Raw genomic sequence first — 20,723 nt, 5'->3', positions numbered from 1 at the left:
AAAGATCGACAGCTTCGTCAGGCAGTACAACGAGAACTGCAAGCCGTTCACCTGGACGGCCACCGCGGATTCAATCCTCGAAAAACTCGCTCGCCTCTGCGCACGAATTACCGGGACAGGACACTAGTATCTTGGCGCCATGAACAGTCCATATGCGGCCCATGACCAGGTTTACCAACGCTTGCGTGCTCAGCGCGCCCACGGCTGGGGGCGCCCCGGCGAGCAGGAGGAAGTGTTTGAGTTGCTCAGGCCTTGGCTTACCACTCCTGGACCAGCAATGGCTCCCAAGGTTCTAGAACTCGGGTGTGGGGCTGGGAACCTCAGCCACATCCTGGCGAGGCATGGTTTCAGCGTGGTCGGGATAGACATTTCCCCTGCTGCGATCGACTGGGCGCGCGAAATTGCACTGGAGCGTGGCCTGGCCGCAGACTTCCGCTGCGGAGATGTGGTGACCCTGGATGGCCTTGCGGATGCTGAGTTTCAGCACGTCGTAGACGGCCACTGCCTGCATTGCATCATCGGGAACGACAGAGCGTTGTGCCTTCGCTCGGTCCGGCGCGTTATCGCGCCCGAAGGACGCTTCTACGTGGTGTCTATGGTGGGAGAGGTGCTGGATCCGCTCCGACGGGACAACTTCGACCCAACGACCCAGACACTATTTGCCAAGGGTGTTCCTGTTCGGCATATCGGTACGCCTGATTCTGTGGCTCAGGAAATCGAGGCGGCCGGTTTCTCCATTGAGCATCTCACCGTGACCCCGCGCCAATCCGAGGCAGACCAAGACGACTTGCTGATCGTCGCCCGCCCTGCGCGCTTCAAGTCGCCTGGTTGAAAGCGTCCAGGTTTTGGGTCCTGTCAGCGCGCGAGAAAGCCCCAGCGCGTATCTTGGCCTACAACCACCGGGACGGCTGCCATATGCTGCTTGTACGTTCCTTCTGCTGCGTACTCCATCAGTTGGAACTTCGGCGGAATCACAAAGGTGCCATCCAAACCGATGTACCCGGCGAGCGGACCGTCCTTTGCTTCCGCGGCAACGCGTGCCAAGCCCTCGTTGAAGGGGCCAGGCCGTAAGTCGGCTGAGAAGGTCGGGCTGATGATCTCCGTCCCCCTGGTATCCACGAAGCCCCACCGCTGATTTCCTTCCAAGGTCGTCCTGAATGCTGCGCGCCCCTGGCTGAATGGCTCCAACTCCTCATAGCGCGCCGGGATGACCCACTGGCCATGCCGATCGATGGCGCCCCATTTGCCATCCGCTTCAACGGGGCACAGACCTTCACTGAACTGTTTGGCGTCAGACCATTCCCCCTTGATCACTGCGTGACCGTCTGAATCCACGAATCGCACAACATTCAGATGGTCGCGCACGTACCGCAGGCCTTCCCCCAGGCGGCCGATCTTGTCATTCACCGGTGGAACAACGAAGCGCCCCTTCTTGTCAATGACTCCCCATCCCTCGAACCCAGATTCGCCCATCTGGACGACTGCCCTGTTGTCAGCTTCAAAAGGCGTGACGCTGTCGAGCCTGGCAGGTATCTCTGGCCGTCCCCTCATGTCCATGAAACCCCAACGTCCAGCTGCTGTCCTGAATGCGGCCAAACCCTGGCTGAAGTTCCAAATGACCGGCATTGAGGGCTTCAGGACGACGCTTCCAGTGGCATCGATGTACGCCATGCCCTTGTCGCCTTCATCCAGCTTGACGACAGCTAAGCCTTCGCTGAAGGATGAAGCAGCCAGGAACTGCGGCCGGACAACCCAACGTCCATGCCGGTCGATGTAGCCCCAGCGCCCCTGATCATCGACTGCGGACAAGCCCTCAGAAAAGTCCAGGGCTGACCTGTATTTGGCAGGTATCACCAGTTGCCCCGTCGCCGGCGTGACCATGGAGATGCCATTGAACGCTCCCTCCGTTTCAGTGCCGTTCGTGGCGTGTGCGGGCACGTCCAAGTCTGTTCTGGTCAGCTCTGCGCCGTGCTTGCATCCGGCGAGAGCCGTGGTTATGACCGCAATCAACAAGACATGCACGGCCGGCCTGGTGATCATCATGGAGCGCTTCAATACGTTTACTTAATGAGTACTCTTCTTGATGCGCCGGGATGAAGGGTTCGCACTCCTGTAGCATCCCGTAGCAGGCGAATTGTTCGCGGCTGGACCGACAGCCGTCACCTGCAAGATTTGGTAGTTGAATGCGGCCTGTCTCCACGCTAATCAGCCCTGACATTGAAAATCGGGAACAATTCGCGGCCGCGTTGGAGGCTGCGGCTGCGAATCTGGGTTTTGAGCGCTTCAGCGCGACCCTTCGGATTGCCGGGTCTGAGGGCAAGACCCTGGCGATGACTGCGGTTGACAACCTTCCCGAGCAGCTGCTTCACGAGATGGGCACTCTTGGCCCGGGCCGCACCAAGCGCGATCCCTGCACTCAGCACTTTGAACGCAGCCGTGTTCCGCTGCTTACCAATCTCGACCTCTACGCAGAAGCGGGTGCGGCAGACATATGGGATCTGATGGCGCCCTATGGCTACCGAGTGGGAGTGAATGCGGCGGTCAACCTTTTTCCTCGGGTGCAATTCACCGTCTCATTCGACACGAGCTGCGCGTTGTCCAACGGACTTGCACGAACCTATCTTGGTTTTGTTCAGCAACTCGCAAATGAAGCAAGCGAGGTGGCGCAGCGGATCTTTCTTCCCAAGCTCCGCAACGAGGCGCTTGGCGGAACGGATCTAACTGCTAAGGAAACAGAGGTTCTGCGTTGGGTGATGGAGGGCAAGAGTTCCACCCAGGTGGGCGAGATCCTTGGCGTAAGCGAGAACACCGTCAACTTCCATTTGAAGAACGCCGCTGACAAGCTTGGAACGAGTAATCGTGTTGCAGCTGTCGCCAAGGCCCTTCGGTTGGGTTTTCTCACCTAGTGACCTGATCGGAGCAACCGAGTCCGTTAGGGCATGCTTGACGCGCTCGAACTGGAAATGCCTCTCCGGGGCGTCATTCCGGCCGTCACCTCTGTATTGGGTCGGAACCAGACATTCGGCGCGCCGACTGGAAAGACGGGTCCAGACTGGGTGCTGTCGGTCGGATTCCCCCGGCGAATGGCGGCGGTGGCGGCAAGCCGACTTTCAACGCTCAGCCGGCAGTCCGGCGGCTTCACTCTGAAACCGACCCTTCGTCCCCAACATTGATGACAAGCGGCTGGGAGTCGATCGACGCGACCTGGATGACTGCTTTCTCAGCCGCTGGCGGGTCGTGGACGGCCCCCAGCGGAAGTTCGCGGCAATGGGCCGACCCGCGGGAGCCGTCGTTCAATCCGCAACGCCGACTCGCCGACTTTCGGGCAACGCCACCATCACCGGTTGGCCCGGCGTGGTGCAGCCGGTGTCGCAGCACTTCCCTGGCTGCCGGTTCTTTGTGATGGCTCGCTTTTCGTCATGCAGCACGCCGCGCTCCAGCAGACGCTCCACGAGTTCCACCTTTGACCCCACCGGGTAGTTGCGCCAGATCTCCTGCTTCATCGCCGCGGGCGAGCCGCCGCCGTGCAGACTGATCACCGAGTACCAGCCCCCCTGGTAGGACGCCGTGAGGTCCTCAATGAAGCGCGCCGTCTGGATGCGTTTGTCGTAGGGGATGTCGGGCGCCGCCTGCAGCACCTCGGACAGCTTCGCGGCCGTGGCCGGGTTGTGGTCCTCGTCCGGGCCGGGCAACGCCACGATCAGACCACCTGACACCTCGTGCGCGATGCGGTGCATGTCGTAGATCTTGGTCGCCAGCAGCAGCTTGCCGATGTTGCTGAACACCGGCTCGGGCATGAACGAGCCGCTGTTCTGGTCCTTCTCCGCGTAGACGCTGGCCGCCACGCCACAGGCGAAAAAGCTCTCGGTGATGGTGATCAGCTCGACCATCGGGTCGCGCAGGTTGCTCTTCTTGCTCGGGTCCAGCCCGTTGGCCTCGCACATCAGCGCGCCCGCGCCGATCAGCAGGTCACCGAAGCCGGCGCGGGCGGCGATGCAGCTGTGCCGGTGGTGCGTGGCGTAGCTGTAGGTCAGCACATGGCTGTGCTCCCACTCGCCGGCGAAGAAGACACGGTTCCAGGGCACGAACACGCGGTCGAAGATCACCACCGCGGTCGATTGGCCGTACTTGCGCGAGAACAGCGCCTCGCCATGCTCGACCTTCTCGCCCGGTCGACCTGCCGGGCGGGACGCGATGGTGATGCCCGGCTCGTCCACACGCACTGCGCAGCACACCGCGAAGTCGGCGTCCTCGCGGCCCATGTTGCGGCTGGGCATGACGAGGAACTCGTGCATGTACGGGCCGCCGGTGACGATGGCCTTGGTGCCGCTGATGACGATGCCCTTGGCACTGCGCTCGACGACATGAACATAGGTGTCGGCGTTGGCCTGCTGATGCGGCTTGCGACTGCGGTCGCCCTTGGCGTCGGTCATCGCGATGCCCAGCGACAGGTCGTTGTCTTGCACATGGGCCAGGAATGCCTCGAAACGGCCGCGGTGTTCGGTGCTGCCCTTGGCGTCATCGATGCGAGCCGTGGCCTGGGCGATGCCGTTGAGCGCGTCGTGCGCCAGGTAGCGCTGCGCGCAGCCGGTCTCCTGGCACAGCACCCGCACGGCCTCCAGCTTGTTCAGCAGGTCACCGGCCGACTCGTTGACGTGCAGCATGCGGCTGACGACCCGATTGCGGCGGGTCTGGGTGGCCAGTGCAATCGGCTCCAGTTCAGCGCGCAGAGCGTAGTCGTAGGTGAATGCAAGGGCGTTGACACCGGGGCGAAGCGACGGATCATCGACCACGCTGGCCACCTCGCGACCATCGACGAAGACCTTCGGCTTGTAGCGGCGCAGCGACTCGCGGTAGGCGTCGCCGGACATCAGGTTGACTTTGGTGGCAGCGTCGGAGGAAGCGGCAGGCATGGTTGTCTCCAGGCATTGAACATTGAGCATCTATGTTAAACACTGTTCCATGTGAGTGATCAACGTTTACAATGGCCCATGGCCACATCGACGACGACCTCCCGCCGCCCGGCTGCCAGGAAGGCTGCGGCCCAGCCGCGCGCGATGCTCAAGCAGGCGCTGGCCGACGTTCGGCGCCGCGCGGTGCTGGACGCGGCACGCTCGGCGTTCTTCGACCTGGGCATGGAGAAGACCAGCATGCGCGAGATCGCGCAGCGTGCCGGCTACACCGTGGGCGCCATCTACAGCTACTTCGCCAGCAAGGAAGAGGTGTACGGTGCCCTGCTGTCGGAATCGCTGGAGCGGCTGAATGCGCAGGTGCAGGCCGCCCTCGACGGCCGCACCGGCGCAGTCGAGCATGTGCGACTTGCGGCAACGGCGTTCTTCGACTTCTACCGCGAGAACCCGCGTGATCTGGACCTTGGCTTCTACCTGTTCCAGGGCATGAATCCCCGTGGTCTGACGCCCGAGTTGAACGAGAAGCTGAACGCGCGTCTTCGTGACGCGCTGCAGCCGATCCAGGATGCCTTGCAGGCACTGGGGCTGCCCCCGAAGCGCGCGCTGGAAGAGGTGACCGCGCTGTTCGCGCACACGGTCGGCCTGCTCGTGCTCAGCCACACGGGCCGGATCCGGATGTTCAAGCAGGCGTCGCAGGACCTCTTCGACACCTACCTTCGGCAACTGCTGGGCCGCGCGTCGGGCCGCGGAGGAAGCGCAGGGGAGGCATGAACTTGGACGCCGTGAACGCGAGGGACTGCGTGCTGGTGCTGGTGGACTACCAAGCCCGACTGATGCCGGCCATTCACGACGCTGCTGCAGTGGTTGCTAACGGCGTCCTGTTGGCGCAGGCGGCCCATGCGCTGGACATTCCTGTCGTCGGGACCGAACAGAACCCGGCGGGCCTCGGTCCGAACGTCGAGCAGATCCGGGCCGAATGCCAGGCCACGCTGGCCAAGACGCATTTCGATGCCTGTGCAGATGGACTGATCGAAGCACTGCATGATGCGAAGCCGATGGGCAATCAGGTCGTCGTCGCTGGATGCGAGGCCCACGTCTGCATGATGCAGACGGCGCTGGGCTTGCTGCGTGCGGGCAAGCGCGTCTGGGTGGTTGCGAATGCGAGCGGTTCGCGACGTCAGGCGGATCACTCAGCGGCCATGGCTCGGCTATCTCAGGCGGGCGCGACGGTCGTGACGCACGAGATGGTGCTGTTTGAGTGGCTTGGCGATTGCCGGCACCCGAAGTTCCGGGATGTCCTGAAGCTCATCAAGGCCGCTGGCTGATTGAGCCGGGCGACCGGAAGCGGGGTAAGGGGAACACCACTGGCGTCAGGCCGCTTCTGGCCGGGACCGTGAGGCCGTGGAGCAACCAGGAAGCTGCCGCACAGGAACGGCCGCGCCGAGTTTGACCAGTGTTGCGGCGCGACCGGGCTCAGCCCGCCTTCAGATCTCGGTTTGTTCCGAGATCTCCAGGGCATCGTCGACTTCGATGCCGAGGTAACGGACGGTCGATTCGAGCTTGGAGTGACCCAGGAGCAGTTGGACGGCCCGCAGGTTCTTCGTACGTCGGTAGATCAAGGTGGCTTTCGTGCGCCGCATTGAGTGAGTGCCGTAGTCGGCGGGGTCCAGGCCGAGATCGTGAACCCAGTCCCCGAGTATCCGGGCGTACTGCCGCGTACCGAGATGCGGCGAGTTGTGGATCCGGCTCGGGAAAAGGTAGTCGTCGGATTTCAGGGCGGCCAGCTTGATCCATGATTGGACGGCCTCCCTTGTTGCCGGAGTGATTTCAAACTGCACTGGGCGCTGCGTCTTGTGCTGCATAACGATGGCACGAGACGCCAGTTGGTCACCGTGGCAGACATCGCGAACCTTGAGGGCCACCAGGTCACAGCCCCGAAGCTTGCTGTCGATGCCCAGGTTGAACAGGGCCAGTTCGCGAACCCGGCCCTCCATCTGCAGCCGGATGCGAAGCGCCCAGATGTCCTTGAGCTTGAACGGCGCCTTCTGCCCAACGATCTTGCCCTTGTTCCACGGCTCGCGGCGAACGGTGCTGGCAATGGATTCCATGACGGTCTCCAGTCGGGTTGAGGGGCGAAGACGATGAACCGGTGTCCGATCCAAGTCCTTGCTCGCCGTCAACCCTCTTGCCCAGTGTGCTCTTGGCCTTGAGCTGTGAACGGCCGCTGTCGGCGGTCCCAGCGTACTCACGGTCCCGGCCACAAACGGCCGGTCGCCTCGTGCACCCGGGCGCAACCGCGTCGAGCGCATGAACGACAGGTTTCCGGCGCTGAGTCTGGGGCCGCCATCGGCTCGACCCGGCCAGGAGCAGGCATTGGGAGATGACTGCTTCTGGGCGGTTCAATGCTCCGGCGGGCGGCCCAGTGCAAATCCGATCAGCCGCCGGCGCGTAACTCCCGCACGCCGCGGCCCAGCTTGCGTCGCAACAAGGCGCGCAGGGTCACGCCGTCGGAGTAGCCGATCTGCGCGGCGATCTGGTCGACGCTGTCGGTGCTGGTGCGCAGCAGATGAACAGCACGCTCGACGCGCAGATCCTGGAAATACGACAGTGGTGACCTACCCAACACGCCCTGCAGGCGTCGCGCCAATGTGCGCTCGCTGGTCCCTGTTGCGACGGCCGCCTGTGCAAGAGAGAACCCGTGCGCGAGCCGCTGGCGGGCCCAGCTTTCGAAGCGCTCGACTACCGGGTCGGCGTGGGCAAGGTGATCGGGGATCACGAACTCCGCTTGCGAGCCTCGTGCCTCGACCAGCAGGTATCGCGCAGCCATCGCCGCCAGCTTCGGGCTGCAGTTGCGCACGATGCACAAGGCCAGATCGAGGTGCGCCAAGGCGGCGCCGGCCGTGGTGAAGCCGGCCGAGTTGACGAGCATGCGGGAGTCATCAAGTAACACGCGCGGATAGCGCTGGCGAAACATCGGCGCCAACCACCATGACGTGGTGGCGCGCTGACCGTCCAGCAGCGCGCTTTCCGCCAGCAAGAAGGTGCCGGTGCATGCGGCGCCGGCAAGCGCTCCGGCGCCCGACCACCGCCGCAACGCGACCACCGCGTCGGCCACGTCAGCACGGCCCAGGCGCGCCGCGAGCGTGTCCGGCATCTTGGCGCCGAGCGCGGGCACGAGCACGACGTCGGGGTTCTGCGCACCGTGCACTGGCACCACGGGCACTGTCAGACCTTGCGCCGTGCGCACGCGGCGCCGCACGCCGACCAGCGTGACCTCGATAGGCGCTGGCGGCTGTTCGAGCGAGCCCGCCAGTGCGTTGGCCGTGCTGAGTGTGTCGGTCAGGGCCGCCAAGCCCAGGTCGAACACGCCATCCAAGACAAGCAGGTGAATTCGCATGGCAGAAATGATATCAATATTGTCTTTCCTGCCACTCGTGGAAATTGCCAACACCGCTTAGGCTGCGGGTTCGTTGAAGCACCCACCCGTAAAGACCAAGGATCACGCCATGACCAAGTTCGCCCTGTTCGTCCGTCTCGAAGCCAAACCCGGCCAGGAGGCCGCGGTTGCCGAATTCCTGGCCGGGGCGCTGCCGCTCGCCAACGCGGAGTCGGGCACCACCGCCTGGTTCGCCTTGAAGTTCGGCCCCTCGACCTTCGGCGTGTTTGACGCCTTTGCTGACGAGGCCGGGCGCGAGGCCCACCTGCACGGCGCCATCGCCACCGCATTGATGGCCAACGCCGCTGCGCTGCTGAGCACGCCGCCAATCATCGAGAAAATCGATCTGCTGGCGGCGAAGTTGCCGGGCTGATAAGTCGGCACCCATCACCGCACGCACCGCCGCACCGACACAGGCTTCGTCCTGACTCGACTGCGCAGCAGCCCAGGCGGAAACCCACATTCTTCAACCACCACAGGAGCCTTCATGAAATTGATGGGCGACAGGCTCTAACCGATCGACTTCAACCACCCTGCCGCAACGGCCAACAAGACCGACGCAGGCTTTTCGCGGCGCGGCTTCGTGATGACGTCGCTGGCCTCGGGCTTTGCCATCGCGTCCAACCCCGTGTTGGCCCAAGCCATCACCACCGACAGCAAGGGGCTGATAGCCGGCGAGGTCAGCATCACGGTCGCCGACGGCAAGATCCCGGCTTACCGGGCTATGCCGGCTGGCCCCGGCAAGTTCCCGGTGATGCTGGTGGTGCAGGAGATCTTCGGCGTGCACGAGCACATCAAGGACATGTGCCGCCGCTACGCCAAGATGGGCTACTTCGCCATCGCGCCCGAGATGTTCGCCCGCCAGGGCGATGTGTCGAGGATGACCGACATCCCGGCCATCCTGTCGCAGGTGGTGTCCAAGGTGCCCGACGCCCAGGTCTGCGCCGACCTCGACGCCACCCTTGCCTTTGCACGCGCCAGCGGCCACGCCGACGCCAAGCGCACCGGCCTAGTGGGCTACTGCTGGGGCGGTCGCACGGCCTGGGTCTACGCCCGCCACAACGGCAACCTGAACGCCGCCGTGGCGTACTACGGCCTGCTCGAAGGCCTGAAGACGCCCGAGCTGCGCCCGCAGGACCCGATCGACTTCGCCGACGAGATCAGGGTGCCGGTGCTGGGCCTGTATTCCGGCATCGACGCCTTCGTCAAGCAGGAGACCATCGCCAAGATGCGCGGCCTGATCAACAAGGCCGGCAGCGGCTCGGAGATCGTGGTGTTCCCAAACGTCGACCACGGCTTCAACGCCGATTACCGGCCCACCTACGACAAGGCCGACGCCACCTACGCGCAAAAGCTGGCGGGCGACTGGTTCAAGAAGTACCGCGTCTGACGCCAGGATGCACAGCCCCGCCGCCGGCAGTGCATCAACCCGCGCACACGGCAATTAAAGATCGTGGCAGTGCCGCTGCGGCTTGCACCGACTTGCCTGGAGGGGCGTTCAGCCGGTAGCTTCAAGGTGGCGAGATCAGGACAGCGAATGTCCCCTCAGGGTCGAGGCCGTCAGCTCACGAAGGGCTGCTTGCTCGTAGCTCACCGGCAACGACAGCTCTGCGGCGGTAATCCTGGCGCGGCGACCGTCGAGGGTCGACCCATTGCTGCTGGTCGGGTCAACATATTGACAGCTGCAAAGCTGACATCGCGCCACTCCACCCACCGCAACGGCCGTCGGCTTGCCCAGCCTCAGAGCTATTGGGGCTGGCGTGACCTGGACAGCCTGCTGCGCAGCAAGCCGCCGGTGGCGATGGTTTGAATAGCAGGTCTTCGATACGCGCCGGCGACACCTCGTCGGCCCACCACAGCTCGAGCACAAACTCCTAGGTGATCTTGCGCGTGGCCGGCGAGATGCGGACGCAGGATTGCGGAAAAAAGCCTGGGTGCCCCGAGAGCGCCAGCGAACGCTGCAGATCGGCCAGCCAGCCGGGCTCGATGTAGAGCGCCAGAACCAGCGTGCGCTGGCCCTGCGGGGCCGGGTACTCGTAGGCATGGTGTTCCCAGGCGTTGACGAGCACGGCCGAGTCGTCGGCCAATGGCGCGCGCTCGCCGCGCACGCTGACCGCACCGTCGGCCCCACCCGCCTAGATCAGGATGTGGCAGTGGTGATGGGCGTGGCCGACCGGAGTGCGTCCATGTCCAGCAGCGCCACACGGCCGAAGCGCCCCTGGAATATCTTTACGGCGGAAGACACCGCGACGAAGCGTCGGGCTCTAGGTGAATGGTGTCTTGCGGCATAGCGTTCAAGCGGATTCGGCCAATAGGGTTAATACGTGCCGGCGATTCGACTGGCGCTGGCGGCAGTGGCCCGATGCGCGCGTGCGTTCAACTCGCCGCTGGCGCGTCCTGCAGTGTGTAGATGCCGGAGTACCCGGCCGAGAAGTCGGGCGGCAATTCGATGGAACCAGCCTCGACGCGGGCGAAGCGCGATGGCTCACCATGCACCATGCGGTTGCGATGGATGCTGTCGATCACCGGCGCGGTGTAGGCGAAGGCGTCGGCCGCGGCGTACTGGATGATCCACGTCGTTCGCATCGTCTCCGACCGGTTGGGCGCGGAGCCGTGCACCACGAGTCCGTGATGGGCCACGATGTCACCCGGATCGAGCTCGCTGTCGACGGCGCGGGAGACCTCCTCCGGAGTCGTCTGCGCGTTGCAGTTCAGCAGGTAGCGACCGCCGTCCCAGTGGCTGCGCGGGCCTTGCCGGTGCGTGCCGGGAATCGTGCGCAAGCAGCCGTTCAAGCGCCGCGACGGGTTCAACGGCAGGCTGATGGCCACCAGGTTGGTGTTGGTGTGCGGGAACACTGACCAGTCCTGATGCCAGCCGATCTCGGCCCCGCCGTGCGGAAGCTTGAAGTTGATCTTCGAGTGATAGAACTTCACCGGACCGCCGATCAAGGCAGCGGCAATGCCGCCAAGCACCTCGCCGAAGGCAAGCTCGACGTAGACCTCGTCGAGCTCGGTCGGGCTGGCGATGCGGCGGATGCGCGGCGCATCCGGGCTGTGCCCCGGCTCCAGGTCGTAGTGCCGGGTCCCGGCCACGAGCCCGCGCCCGGCCTCTCGCAGCCGATCGGTCGTCGCGATCAGGCGCTGCAGCGCCGTTGACTCGACGACGTTGCGCAGTTCGAGGTAGCCGGTCTCGCGATAGTGCGCGATGGCGTCGGACGACGGGATCGTCATGCCGTCTCCCGTGCAGGTTGAGTGGTGATCTTGTCGCTGCCCATCTGCAGGGGCGCTACGTTCGTCGAGCGCACGTAGTCGGGCCGCGGTGCAGGCACGGCCTCGGGCTTGTTCGCGACAGTGTTGTAGACGATATAGACCTGCCAACGGTCGTGCCGGCTGAGATTGTGGCCCGAGGCATGGAGGAGATTGGGATGGAAGAAGACCACCGTACCCGGCTTGCCGACGATCGGGACCGGCTCGGCGCTGCGCTGCATGATCTCGAGCAGCGTCGGCTTGGGCACGACGAAGAACTTGTAGCCGGTGCTTTCGTCGAACTCGGGTTCGAGGTTGCCGACCCGGTGCGAGCCCGGAATGAAATAGAGGCAGCCGCCGATCTCGGTAGGCTCGTCGAGCATGAGGAGCGCGGTCGTCAGGTTCGCCTCGGGCACGCCGTCGCGCCGCCACGTCCCGTAGTCCTGGTGCCAAGCCCACACCGAGCCATCGATGGCGGTCTTCAGGTTGCATTTGGTGTGGTAGACGTAGAGCGACTCGTCGCCGAGCAGTTGCCGGGCCGGGGCGAGCAGCCGAGGGGCGCGCGCGGCGGCGTGGAACGGCGGTGAGGCGGTTGGCCCGTCCGCCTCGTGGACGCGGTAGATCGTCTTGGCCACGCCGCCGACACGTTCGCGCACGAGGTGGTCGGTGTCGATGCCTTGCAGCCGCTGGAGTTCGGCCTTCATGGCCGCGACTTCCGCCGGCGCCAGCAGTTCGGGCAGGACGATGAAGCCGTCGCGGCGGTAGCGCGCGAGTTGGTCGGTTGAGAGTTGCATGGATGGTTGCCTTGAATGACGTCGGAACGATGGCACAGCACTGGCATGCCAGTCAAGTTCCAGAACAATCCTCCCCGCTCGTCACAGGGTCGATCGGTGTCACGGCGCGACCGTGCTGCGCGAGAAGCTGTCCAGGTCGTCGATCAGGGCGTCGCTGGCCGCTACCGCCGCAGCTTCGACGCCGGAGGCGAGCGCCTCGGCCAGGCTCACATGGAGCTGCATCGTGCGTTCCGTGCCGGGCCACACCGCCTGGTGGAAGAACCAGAAGCGCCGCGAGACCGCGTGCAGCGCGGCGACAGACTGGGCGGCGATCTCGTTGCGGGCCGCGTGCGCCGCCATCGCATTCATTTCGGCATCGCACTGCAGGAAATCGGCCACCGCGCCGGCCTTCACGGCCCTGGCCATTTGCCGGGCAATCGTCGCCATGCGCTGGCGCTCGGCGACCGTGGCCCGGCGCGCGGCAAGGCGGGCGATCAGTCGGTCCAGCTCGCGACGCGTCTCCAGCACCAGCAGCTGCCGGCGAAGATCGATCTGGGTGACCACGACCCCGCGACGCGGCAGAATCTGCACGAGGTGCTCGCGCGACAGGCGCTGTAACGCTTCCCGAATCGGTGTCGTGCCGATTCCGATGAGTGCGCTGAGGCTTGCCTCCGAGACCACGCTGCCCGGCGCCAGCTGCAGCGTGACGATGAGTTCCTCGAGGCGCTGGTAGGCCTTCTCGTTAAGCGTCAAGCCCCAATCGCCGGGCGCCGCCGCGCCTTCGTCGCTGAGCGATGCTGGCGCTGTATTCCTGGTGGGAGCGCCGGGGGTACGGCCACGATGGCTCGCTGGCAAGTTGGTTTTTCGCATGAGCAGGCGAAGTGTACGAGCCGCCGCCGGACCGTCGAAGATCTCACCTGCTTTTCTGCGCCGCGAGGGGCGCACATCTCCGTGTGTTCGCCTCGCGACGCTCCCGGCGTACGGTGCCTGTTTTGCCGCGAAACTGCGCGCCCACGTTCTTCAAAGTTCTCCGTTCGCGAACCTTGGCTGGTAGGCGTCTCGGTCGTGTGAATCGCAGCAATCATTACGGAAAGTGCGCGAAGATCTTTAGCCGTGATTCGTCGCTTGGCCACAGCGAGCCCTCGCCTAGCGCTGCTGGTGATCGTTCTGGGTGAGCGTGTTCTTGCCGGCCAGCCTGTGGGCGCCGAGCCTTGCGCCCGTTGAAGGGCACAAGTTGTTAATCGCACATTCCTGGGTGTGCTCGAAGTCAGGAGCTCACCTGACGGTATGACATCGGCTGCCCGAAAGCGGTCGTCGACGGGTGGCCGCATCTGGCCGGGTGAGTGAGACCACGAACGTCCGCTTCATGGTGGTGAGACCGCAAGAGCGATGGCCTGCCGGCCGACCGCTTTGGAGCAGCGCGTCCGGCCGGTTTGGGTCGGTACTCCCAGTTCGCGCCGCACAGCAGCGGTCATTGAGGCCTTGGCCGGGCGCGTGAGGTCGTACGACCGCTTCACCTCTGACAGTGGCCTTTCGAGCTTGCACTGGTCGCCGGGCTCAATGGCAGCTTAGTGCCATTCAGCGTGAATAGGGCTGCTGGAGGCGACGGACCGCAACCGCTGCATACCGGCCGGTCGTCGCGAACGTCCGAACGTCCGGTTCAGCAGTGTTCAGGTACTCTTCCAGATGCTTGGCCTGCAACTCTTCGAAAAGGAGCGTGACGAGCGGATGCCCTGCCAAGAGGGTGATGCTCAGGTGCACTGTCTGCTTTGACATGTGAACGCTGCGCGGGGCTTGCGCTGCCCAGAAGGATGAGGAACCAGACGTTGCCGGCAAAGTCCTGCGCTTGGTGCCACAAGTTTCGTGTGCATCACGCCTCGGTGCTGAAGGGCGACGGAGCTCGCGTCGGGCTCATCTCGTCGCCCCACGGTGCTCCCTGAGATATTTTTACTCGCAAAATGAGCGCGCCCTGAAGCGTTTTGCCATCACGGGCCGATGCGCACGAGCGTTCCGAAGCACTGCAGCAAAGCGAGTGGGCATCGGGCTGATCTTGCTGCGGTGTCGCTGGTAGCTGAACCCTCACTCAGGCTCTCGAAATGCAGCACCGGCCGGAAGTGTTTTTCGCAGACACTGCCGCACCGAAACCGAACTCACTCGGCAGCTCCTGTCGGCAAATTTTTGAGTGCGCTCTGATCCTGAGGTCCGGATTGGGATAGCTGTTGCCTGAGGGTGCAATGACGGACGACCTCAGTTCGGTGCAGCCCCACCGAATCGAAGTCGCCCGGTCTCCTTATGGTCATGTTTGCTGTCTAGGCGCGAGCGCCTCAGACGCTGACGAGGACCCGCCTGTTGCTGTTCCACAGTTCCAAGTACGCCTCGATTTCAGCCAACCTCCAGCGCCGCGTGGCTCCGATCCTGACGGGCGGAGGAAGGAACCCCTTCTTGATGTCGTTGTACAGCTTGGTCTTCTTGATGCTCAGGAGTGCCAACACCTCGTGTCGCGTCAAGAGCTTGTGCTCCAACAGGTTGATCTTCATAAGGGCTTCCCTGCGGCCGGGGTTGATGAAGCGCCTACCGAGCCGGCCATGCCTCAGATTGGCATGTTCGATTGTTTGACAACGGATCGCGATCACCCCCCCGATTCGGCTGTTCCGGGCGTGTCCGTTTGGGCTTGCTGACCAAAATAGTCAGGTTTGCCTAGATCGGATTGTCGGCGAACCAGAATGAGACTTGACAGCGGCGAGTAATTGATGCGAGCAGCCCGAGATTCGTGGTGCCCAAGCAGGGGTAGACAAGGGGCGGTAGGTGGCCGCACACCGAGGCTGGTCACTGTGTCATCTGTCGCCCGGGCGCAACGCAACTACTAGTTTCCCCGGCCGTCACGCCAACACCTTCCCCCGAGCCCGTGTCGCCCGTCTAGACTTCACTTCGCGCTTGGCTTTTGAGACTCTGAAAGTCGGTGTGCTGGGAGTACCGGCCCTCATCTGCAGAAAGAAACGCAGAAGATCGGCGACGGTGCCCACCGAGACCGTGTAGTCATGCGGTTCTCCAGGGTGGTTCGATTCCGCCCCAGGCCACCAGATCATCACGCCCCGCACGCTTCACGTGCGGGGCGTTTCGCTTTCCGGGCTGCCCCTGCACTGCTGCCAGTTGCGGTATGAGGCAAGCCGCCCCCGGCTCAGCCCTGCTCCCGCGTCACTCCACCCGCAGCACCACGTCCCCACGCCAATCCCCGCCCTCGTTCGCGTCCAGCACTGCCGTCACCGGCGCATTGCGCGCGAGCTGCAGCCATTTCATCCACCGCGGCCAGGACGCCTTCCAGGGCATCTTCTCCACCAGCTTGGAGGCTGTCGCGCGTCCCCCGAAGACATCGAGAATGTCCTGGATCTTCAGCCGGGCGTCCCAGGACTCGAAGACGATCACCACATGCACATCGGCTGGCAGCGCCCTGGCGATGCCGCGCAAGACCACGGGTTCGTAGCCTTCCACGTCGATCTTGATGACGCCGCGTCGCAAGCCGCGCACGCTGAGCTCCGAGAAGCGCTCGCGCATCTCCGCTTCGGCGTTACGCACCGCAATGTCGACGTTGAAGTAGTTCGAGGACTCCACGCGCGCGAACCCGTCCTTTCGGGCAAGCACGTCCGCGTCGTAGGCGTTGCCTTCGTCCCGGATGAACGCACCGCCCCAGTTGTCGCGCGGGATGGTGAGTGGCACCTGCTTGTCCGTATCGCCCAGACCGAAGCGGTGCACCACGTACTGCCCCGCATCCAGCGCGATCGCTGCATTCACCTCCAGGATGTTGGCGCACAAGGGGTTGGGCTCGTACATGTGCACGGCCTTGAAACGCTTGCCGCCCGGGCACGAGCTCAGACCGATGTTGGCGCCGATGTCGAACAGGAAGTCACCCCAACCGCCTTGCGCCAGGGCGTCGATCAGCGCCGTGATCGCTGGCTCGTGCGTGCCAGAGACCTGGGGCATGGTGGAGATCAGGTCCCGTGCCCGAAAGAACAGTCGCGGGCTCTTGCGGGTCAGGATCTGCAGCAGCCGGCCTTTGACATGCTCGTCGAAAACGCCGTGGCGGTGATGGAACGAGGGCAGTGGAAGGGACTTGGATTGCGACACGGTCATGGTGGGCATGGAAAGGCAGGAGGCAGGCGGCGCATGCCTGTCCCGCCCGTGGGGCATTCTTGCAGGTTCATGCGCCAGGCAACAGGGGCGGCCACGCCCTTCCCTGGACGCGGTGCGACGCTTTCACGCAGGCGACACGCTGCGGGCGTCGCTGGTGCGACGATGCCGCTGGTGCTCACCGGCCCCGGGCCGCGCCCCGCCGGCCACAACCCACTGAAAAGAACAACGCCATGAATTTCCCCGCCACCCACGCCGCCCTGCAGAACGAAGTCGACAGCGAGCGCTTCCCCGGCTTCAGCTACGCCGTCATCCACCACGGCGAGGTCGTGGGCCGCGGCTGCGTGGGATGTGCCGATATCGAGCGGCGCGAGGAGATGCGTTTGGACCACCTGTTTCGCATCTTCTCGTGCACCAAGCTGGTCACCAGCATCGCCGCGCTGCAGCTGCTGGAGCAGGGTCGCTTTGAGCTCGACGACCCCATCGCCCGCTACATTCCCGCGCTGGGCGCCCTGCAGGTGCTGGCCGCGCCGGACGCGCCACTGGACAGTGCACGCCCGGCGCGCGAGCCGGTGCGCATCCGCCACCTGCTGACGCACACGGCCGGCTTCACCTACCCCTTCCTCGCACCGCAGACGCCTGTGGCGCGGGCCTACGCCGACGCCAAGACCGGCAACCCCGCGACCACCCTCGCGCAGCAGATGGAGACCCTGGCCATGCTGCCGCTGCTGTTCGAGCCGGGCACGGCCTGGAACTACTCCGTCGCCACCGACGTCGTCGGACGCCTGGTCGAAGTGGTGTCTGGCGAGCCGCTGGACCGCTACTTCGAGCGGCACATCTTCGGCCCGCTTGGAATGGCGGACACCTTCTTCCACGTGCCTGTCGCCCAGCAGTCCCGCCTGGCCGCGCACTACATCGGCGACCTGGTCGATCCCTCCCGCCCGGGGCTGAAAAGCGCCGAGCACCTGCCCTACGCCGGCGCCTACCGCAGCCCCTCGCCCCGCCTGAATCCGGGCGGCGGCCTGGTGTCCTCGCTGGACGACTACACCCGGCTGGTGCAGGCGCTGGCCCGCGGCGGTTCACCGCTGTTGCAGCCGGCCTCGATGGCCTGGGTGACGCAGAGCCAGATCCCGGCCTCGATGACGATCGGCTTCCCGGGCCAGCCCACGCTGGGCGGGCGGGGCCACAGCTTTGCCGCTTCGGTGTTTCGGGCGCCGTGCGCGGACGACCCGGCGGCCAGGTTCGGTGACGTGCAGTGGAACGGCATGTCCGGAACGCAGTGGATGTTCTCTCCCGCCGAGGGCTTCGGCCTGGTGCTCATGACGCAGCGCTACATGGGCTTCGGCCTGCCTTACTGGCCGCGCTTCAAGGCCGCCGTGCAGCAGGACCTGTCGCGGTAAGACTTTTACCTTTTGGCTTAAGGATTTTGCAATCCTTTACAGCCCTGCCTTTCTGCTCCACAGTCTCGGGGATGTTGTTGGCGTGCCTTCGGAGCGAACCATGAAGATTGCACTCGCGGCCCTGGCCGGCGTGTTGCTGGGCGTGGTCGTGCTCTGGCTGTTCCTGCGCACCCGGCAGCGACGCGTCAACAGCGAAGCCGAGACCAAGCTCAGCCTGAGCGAGATGATGGTCGCCATGCAACCGCAGGAAGACCCGCGCCGCTCGCGCCGTCGCCGACGCAGCAGCAGCGCAGGCAGCGGCGGCGACCGCAGCACCCGCTGAGTCGCGCCAGGTCGGCCGCGTCGACCGGGCGAGACAAGCCGCCCACCCCAGCCCCATGCCCACGGCTCCCCGGGCCGCGCAGCGCCGGTAGGACAGTTCGCACCCCACGCCGCGCGATCCGCCGCTCCTGCGGCTGGGCCGCGCTGCCAACAATGGGGCCCAAGGAGGCGCCATGCCCAGCGACCGCACCCCCATCGGCGACGAGATGGCCGAGAAACTGCCCGGCCACGACATTCCGCAGCAGGCGGGCGACGTGCCCGCGCCCGAGAGCGTGCCGCCCACAAACAACCCTGACCCGCAGCCCGGCCACCCCAAACCCCGTGCGCCCGAAGGCGATGAGCCGGGACGCCCCAGCGTGCCGGTGGAATTGCCCGGCCGTCCTCACGCGCCCGAGCGCGTGGACCCGCTCAGGCCGCTTCCAGCGCGATCCGATGGCGCAGGGCGCGGAAGCGCTGCTGCGGCTGGGCGCCGAACAGGGGGTCCGGAGACGGTTTCACGCAATCCCGGATCGCTTGCCAGTCGGCCTCGGTGAGCGAGCGCGCCGCCAGCGGCAGCACCTCCCCGTCTTCCTTCTCGAGGTGGTGGGTGTAATAGACCAGGAAGGTCGCTGCCGCCATCTCGATCTCGCTGCGCCGGACGATGGCGTCGCCCGCCTCCACCTGCGTGAGCAGGTGCGCGAGTGTGGTGCCGGCGCGGGCGATCACGCGATGCTCCTGCTCGAGCCGGGCGATCATCAGCGCCTGGTCGGGATGCCGTTTGCGCAGGCGGCGGAAGGCCTCGTCCTCGCGCGGGTGGTGCACCTGGTCCGCGTAATCGTGCAGGTAGCCCAGGATGTCCAGCATCAGCGGGTACTGTGGCGTTTCACCCGCGTGGAACAGGTCCACCTGGGCCTGCAGCAGCTGCAGCAGGCGGGCGAAATAAGCGTGTTCCTCGTGCCAGGCGCGTACAGGGTCCAGCGACATGTCCAGGTCCTCGTGACGTTTGCTGCAACACAGCATCGCGCGCCACGGCGGCCGTCGCGTTGACCTGGGTCAAGGTCACGGGCGCACGCGCGCCCGGACTCAATCGCGCGTGACGCGCAGCAGTTCCTCGCGCGAGGTCACGCCTTCGCGCACCAGGCGATCGCCGTCGTCACGCATCAGCGTCATGCCGGCCTGCAGCGCGGTCTGCCGGATCTCCGCCTCCGAGGCGCGGTTGTGCACCTGCGCGCGGATCGCGTCGTTGGCCACCATGAGCTCGAACACGCCGGTGCGCCCCTGGTAGCCGGTGTGGCCGCACTCCGCGCAGCCCACCGGCGTCCAGGCGCCGTCGCCCGGCTTGCGGCAGTGGGGGCAGAGTTTGCGCACCAGCCGCTGGGCCAGCACGCCCAGCAGCGAGGACGAGAGCAGGAAGGGCTCCACGCCCATGTCCGTGAGACGCGTCACGGCGCTGGCGGCGTCGTTGGTGTGCAGCGTCGCCAGCACCAGGTGGCCGGTGAGCGAGGCCTGGATCGCGATCTGCGCGGTCTCGTAGTCTCGGATCTCGCCGATCATGATGACGTCCGGGTCCTGCCGCAGGATGGCGCGCAGGGCCTTGGCGAAGTCCAGGTCGATCTTCGCGTTGACCTGTGTCTGGCCGATGCCGGGCAGCTCGTACTCGATCGGGTCCTCGACCGTCATGATGTTGCTGCTGCCCGCGTCCAGGCGCGAAAGCGCCGCATAGAGCGTGGTGGTCTTGCCCGAGCCGGTGGGGCCGGTCACCAGGATGATGCCGTGCGGCTGCTGGATCAGCTCCAGGAAGCGGCGCAGCGTCGCGCCGGTCATGCCCACGGATCCCAGGCTGAGCTTGCTCTCGCTCTTGTCCAGCAGGCGCAGCACGGCGCGCTCGCCGTGCGCGCTGGGCAGCGTGGACACGCGCACGTCCACCGCACGGGTGCCGATGCGCAGCGAGATGCGCCCGTCCTGCGGCAGCCGCTTTTCCGCGATGTCCAGCTCGGCCATGATCTTCAGGCGCGAGATCAGCGCCGCGTGCAGCGCGCGGTTGGGCTGCACCACCTCGCGCAGCGTGCCGTCGACGCGGAAGCGCACGCTGGAATGCCGCTCGTAGGGCTCGATATGGATGTCGCTGGCGCCATCGCGCGCGGCCTGCGTGAGCAGGGCGTTCAGCATGCGGATGATGGGCGCGTCGTCGCTGGTCTCCAGCAGGTCTTCCACCGCCGGCAGCTCCTGCATCATGCGCGACAGGTCGGCGTCGTTCTGCACCTCGCTGACCACGGTGGCGGCGCTGGACTCGCCCTCGGCGTAGGCCTGGCTGATGCGCTGCGCGAGCGCGCCCGCGTCCAGCTGCTGCAGGTTGCGCACGCGGAACTTGCGCACCACTTCGCCGAAGGCCGGCGTGGTGGGCGGCGCGGCCAGCCACAGCACCATGTCGCCGCCCGAATCCTCGAGCAGCATCTGGTGGCTGCGCGCGAAGGCGTAGGGCAGGGGGTACCGCACGGCCATCAGCGCATCAGGGGGGCAGGCACCGCCGGGC

At 65.4% G+C, this 20,723-nt stretch carries 21 protein-coding genes and 1 pseudogene; 9 read left to right on the top strand and 13 right to left on the bottom strand.

Features of this window, described 5'->3' with window-relative positions:
* A pseudogene (locus IM725_RS15705) lies at positions 1-127 on the top strand (IS630 family transposase); the annotation flags it as partial.
* 12 nt (positions 128-139) lie between these two features.
* On the top strand, positions 140-832 hold the full coding sequence (locus IM725_RS15700) for a class I SAM-dependent methyltransferase (protein WP_193781578.1): 693 nt from the start codon (positions 140-142) through the stop codon (positions 830-832).
* 23 nt (positions 833-855) lie between these two features.
* Here the strand turns inward: IM725_RS15700 and IM725_RS15695 are convergent, their stop codons facing one another.
* Complete coding sequence (locus IM725_RS15695) at positions 856-2,043, bottom strand: WG repeat-containing protein (RefSeq protein ID WP_193781577.1); 1,188 nt, start codon at positions 2,041-2,043, stop codon at positions 856-858.
* 140 nt (positions 2,044-2,183) lie between these two features.
* On the opposite strand from IM725_RS15695, the gene IM725_RS15690 reads away from it, so the two are divergent.
* The gene (locus IM725_RS15690) at positions 2,184-2,906 is read left to right on the top strand and encodes a helix-turn-helix transcriptional regulator (protein ID WP_193781576.1); all 723 of its coding nucleotides are present in this window, start codon (positions 2,184-2,186) and stop codon (positions 2,904-2,906) included.
* Positions 2,907-3,293: 387 nt separating this feature from the next.
* Here IM725_RS15690 and IM725_RS15685 read toward each other — a convergent pair whose 3' ends face one another.
* A complete protein-coding gene (locus tag IM725_RS15685; RefSeq protein WP_227753859.1) occupies positions 3,294-4,913 on the bottom strand; it encodes a 4-hydroxyphenylacetate 3-hydroxylase family protein in 1,620 nt (539 codons plus the stop codon).
* Positions 4,914-4,991: 78 nt separating this feature from the next.
* Here IM725_RS15685 and IM725_RS15680 point away from each other — a divergent pair, with 78 nt between their 5' ends.
* Together IM725_RS15680 and IM725_RS15675 are read left to right on the top strand one after the other, a co-directional pair.
* A complete protein-coding gene (locus IM725_RS15680) occupies positions 4,992-5,681 on the top strand; it encodes a TetR/AcrR family transcriptional regulator (protein ID WP_227753858.1) in 690 nt (229 codons plus the stop codon).
* A complete protein-coding gene (locus IM725_RS15675; protein WP_193781574.1) occupies positions 5,678-6,235 on the top strand; it encodes an isochorismatase family protein in 558 nt (185 codons plus the stop codon). The genes IM725_RS15680 and IM725_RS15675 overlap by 4 nt, the downstream gene beginning before the upstream one ends.
* A 159-nt stretch (positions 6,236-6,394) precedes the next feature.
* Here the strand turns inward: IM725_RS15675 and IM725_RS15670 are convergent, their stop codons facing one another.
* Together IM725_RS15670 and IM725_RS15665 are read right to left on the bottom strand one after the other, a co-directional pair.
* On the bottom strand, positions 6,395-7,018 hold the full coding sequence (locus IM725_RS15670; RefSeq protein WP_193781573.1) for a tyrosine-type recombinase/integrase: 624 nt from the start codon (positions 7,016-7,018) through the stop codon (positions 6,395-6,397).
* 326 nt (positions 7,019-7,344) lie between these two features.
* Complete coding sequence (locus IM725_RS15665; RefSeq protein WP_193781572.1) at positions 7,345-8,307, bottom strand: GlxA family transcriptional regulator; 963 nt, start codon at positions 8,305-8,307, stop codon at positions 7,345-7,347.
* A 109-nt stretch (positions 8,308-8,416) separates the two neighbouring features.
* Between IM725_RS15665 and IM725_RS15660 the strand changes: the two genes are divergently transcribed.
* Positions 8,417-8,719, top strand: a complete 303-nt coding sequence (locus IM725_RS15660) for a putative quinol monooxygenase (protein ID WP_182664380.1) — start codon at positions 8,417-8,419, stop codon at positions 8,717-8,719.
* Between the two features lie 213 nt (positions 8,720-8,932).
* Complete coding sequence (locus IM725_RS15655; protein WP_193781579.1) at positions 8,933-9,736, top strand: dienelactone hydrolase family protein; 804 nt, start codon at positions 8,933-8,935, stop codon at positions 9,734-9,736.
* 484 nt (positions 9,737-10,220) lie between these two features.
* Here IM725_RS15655 and IM725_RS20460 read toward each other — a convergent pair whose 3' ends face one another.
* The 7 genes from IM725_RS20460 to IM725_RS15620 all read right to left on the bottom strand — a co-directional run bounded on the left by IM725_RS20460 (position 10,221) and on the right by IM725_RS15620 (position 16,493).
* On the bottom strand, positions 10,221-10,454 hold the full coding sequence (locus IM725_RS20460; RefSeq protein WP_227753857.1) for a hypothetical protein: 234 nt from the start codon (positions 10,452-10,454) through the stop codon (positions 10,221-10,223).
* A gap of 268 nt (positions 10,455-10,722) precedes the next feature.
* Positions 10,723-11,577 carry a phytanoyl-CoA dioxygenase family protein gene (locus IM725_RS15645; protein ID WP_193781571.1) on the bottom strand — a complete coding sequence of 285 codons (855 nt, stop codon included), beginning with the start codon at positions 11,575-11,577 and terminating at the stop codon, positions 10,723-10,725.
* Positions 11,574-12,386 (bottom strand): phytanoyl-CoA dioxygenase family protein, encoded by an 813-nt coding sequence (locus tag IM725_RS15640; RefSeq protein WP_193781570.1) that lies wholly within the window; start codon positions 12,384-12,386, stop codon positions 11,574-11,576. The genes IM725_RS15645 and IM725_RS15640 overlap by 4 nt, the downstream gene beginning before the upstream one ends.
* Positions 12,387-12,485: 99 nt before the next feature.
* Complete coding sequence (locus tag IM725_RS15635; RefSeq protein ID WP_036248516.1) at positions 12,486-13,235, bottom strand: GntR family transcriptional regulator; 750 nt, start codon at positions 13,233-13,235, stop codon at positions 12,486-12,488.
* A gap of 708 nt (positions 13,236-13,943) precedes the next feature.
* Complete coding sequence (locus IM725_RS15630; protein WP_193781569.1) at positions 13,944-14,126, bottom strand: hypothetical protein; 183 nt, start codon at positions 14,124-14,126, stop codon at positions 13,944-13,946.
* Positions 14,127-14,689: 563 nt separating this feature from the next.
* Positions 14,690-14,902 carry a helix-turn-helix transcriptional regulator gene (locus IM725_RS15625; RefSeq protein ID WP_193781568.1) on the bottom strand — a complete coding sequence of 71 codons (213 nt, stop codon included), beginning with the start codon at positions 14,900-14,902 and terminating at the stop codon, positions 14,690-14,692.
* 658 nt (positions 14,903-15,560) lie between these two features.
* Positions 15,561-16,493, bottom strand: coding sequence for an FkbM family methyltransferase (locus tag IM725_RS15620; protein ID WP_193781567.1), 933 nt, complete (start codon positions 16,491-16,493; stop codon positions 15,561-15,563).
* Between the two features lie 230 nt (positions 16,494-16,723).
* On the opposite strand from IM725_RS15620, the gene IM725_RS15615 reads away from it, so the two are divergent.
* Positions 16,724-17,890: a serine hydrolase domain-containing protein gene (locus IM725_RS15615; protein ID WP_193781566.1), complete on the top strand. Its 1,167-nt coding sequence runs from the start codon at positions 16,724-16,726 to the stop codon at positions 17,888-17,890.
* A gap of 100 nt (positions 17,891-17,990) precedes the next feature.
* Positions 17,991-18,212 (top strand): hypothetical protein, encoded by a 222-nt coding sequence (locus IM725_RS15610; protein ID WP_193781565.1) that lies wholly within the window; start codon positions 17,991-17,993, stop codon positions 18,210-18,212.
* A 407-nt stretch (positions 18,213-18,619) separates the two neighbouring features.
* On the opposite strand, the gene IM725_RS15605 is transcribed toward IM725_RS15610, so the two are convergent.
* Positions 18,620-19,174 (bottom strand): hemerythrin domain-containing protein, encoded by a 555-nt coding sequence (locus tag IM725_RS15605; RefSeq protein WP_193781564.1) that lies wholly within the window; start codon positions 19,172-19,174, stop codon positions 18,620-18,622.
* Positions 19,175-19,273: 99 nt separating this feature from the next.
* Positions 19,274-20,686, bottom strand: a complete 1,413-nt coding sequence (gspE, locus tag IM725_RS15600) for a type II secretion system ATPase GspE (RefSeq protein WP_287066514.1) — start codon at positions 20,684-20,686, stop codon at positions 19,274-19,276.
* Positions 20,687-20,723 lie beyond the last annotated feature (37 nt).

Source organism: Ramlibacter aquaticus (assembly GCF_015159745.1).
Lineage (GTDB): Bacteria > Pseudomonadota > Gammaproteobacteria > Burkholderiales > Burkholderiaceae_C > Ramlibacter > Ramlibacter aquaticus.
This window is presented reverse-complemented; position numbering and strand designations above follow the sequence as displayed.

What these genes read in the sequence shown, in the direction of transcription:
- IM725_RS15700 (WP_193781578.1), top strand. Translation starts at nt 140, where the DNA reads ATGAACAGTCCATATGCGGCCCATGACCAGGTTTACCAACGCTTGCGT.
- IM725_RS15695 (WP_193781577.1), bottom strand. Translation starts at nt 2,043, where the DNA reads ATGATGATCACCAGGCCGGCCGTGCATGTCTTGTTGATTGCGGTCATA.
- IM725_RS15690 (WP_193781576.1), top strand. Translation starts at nt 2,184, where the DNA reads ATGCGGCCTGTCTCCACGCTAATCAGCCCTGACATTGAAAATCGGGAA.
- IM725_RS15685 (WP_227753859.1), bottom strand. Translation starts at nt 4,913, where the DNA reads ATGCCTGCCGCTTCCTCCGACGCTGCCACCAAAGTCAACCTGATGTCC.
- IM725_RS15680 (WP_227753858.1), top strand. Translation starts at nt 4,992, where the DNA reads ATGGCCACATCGACGACGACCTCCCGCCGCCCGGCTGCCAGGAAGGCT.
- IM725_RS15675 (WP_193781574.1), top strand. Translation starts at nt 5,678, where the DNA reads ATGAACTTGGACGCCGTGAACGCGAGGGACTGCGTGCTGGTGCTGGTG.
- IM725_RS15670 (WP_193781573.1), bottom strand. Translation starts at nt 7,018, where the DNA reads ATGGAATCCATTGCCAGCACCGTTCGCCGCGAGCCGTGGAACAAGGGC.
- IM725_RS15665 (WP_193781572.1), bottom strand. Translation starts at nt 8,307, where the DNA reads ATGCGAATTCACCTGCTTGTCTTGGATGGCGTGTTCGACCTGGGCTTG.
- IM725_RS15660 (WP_182664380.1), top strand. Translation starts at nt 8,417, where the DNA reads ATGACCAAGTTCGCCCTGTTCGTCCGTCTCGAAGCCAAACCCGGCCAG.
- IM725_RS15655 (WP_193781579.1), top strand. Translation starts at nt 8,933, where the DNA reads ATGACGTCGCTGGCCTCGGGCTTTGCCATCGCGTCCAACCCCGTGTTG.
- IM725_RS15645 (WP_193781571.1), bottom strand. Translation starts at nt 11,577, where the DNA reads ATGACGATCCCGTCGTCCGACGCCATCGCGCACTATCGCGAGACCGGC.
- IM725_RS15640 (WP_193781570.1), bottom strand. Translation starts at nt 12,386, where the DNA reads ATGCAACTCTCAACCGACCAACTCGCGCGCTACCGCCGCGACGGCTTC.
- IM725_RS15635 (WP_036248516.1), bottom strand. Translation starts at nt 13,235, where the DNA reads ATGCGAAAAACCAACTTGCCAGCGAGCCATCGTGGCCGTACCCCCGGC.
- IM725_RS15625 (WP_193781568.1), bottom strand. Translation starts at nt 14,902, where the DNA reads ATGAAGATCAACCTGTTGGAGCACAAGCTCTTGACGCGACACGAGGTG.
- IM725_RS15620 (WP_193781567.1), bottom strand. Translation starts at nt 16,493, where the DNA reads ATGACCGTGTCGCAATCCAAGTCCCTTCCACTGCCCTCGTTCCATCAC.
- IM725_RS15615 (WP_193781566.1), top strand. Translation starts at nt 16,724, where the DNA reads ATGAATTTCCCCGCCACCCACGCCGCCCTGCAGAACGAAGTCGACAGC.
- IM725_RS15610 (WP_193781565.1), top strand. Translation starts at nt 17,991, where the DNA reads ATGAAGATTGCACTCGCGGCCCTGGCCGGCGTGTTGCTGGGCGTGGTC.
- IM725_RS15605 (WP_193781564.1), bottom strand. Translation starts at nt 19,174, where the DNA reads ATGTCGCTGGACCCTGTACGCGCCTGGCACGAGGAACACGCTTATTTC.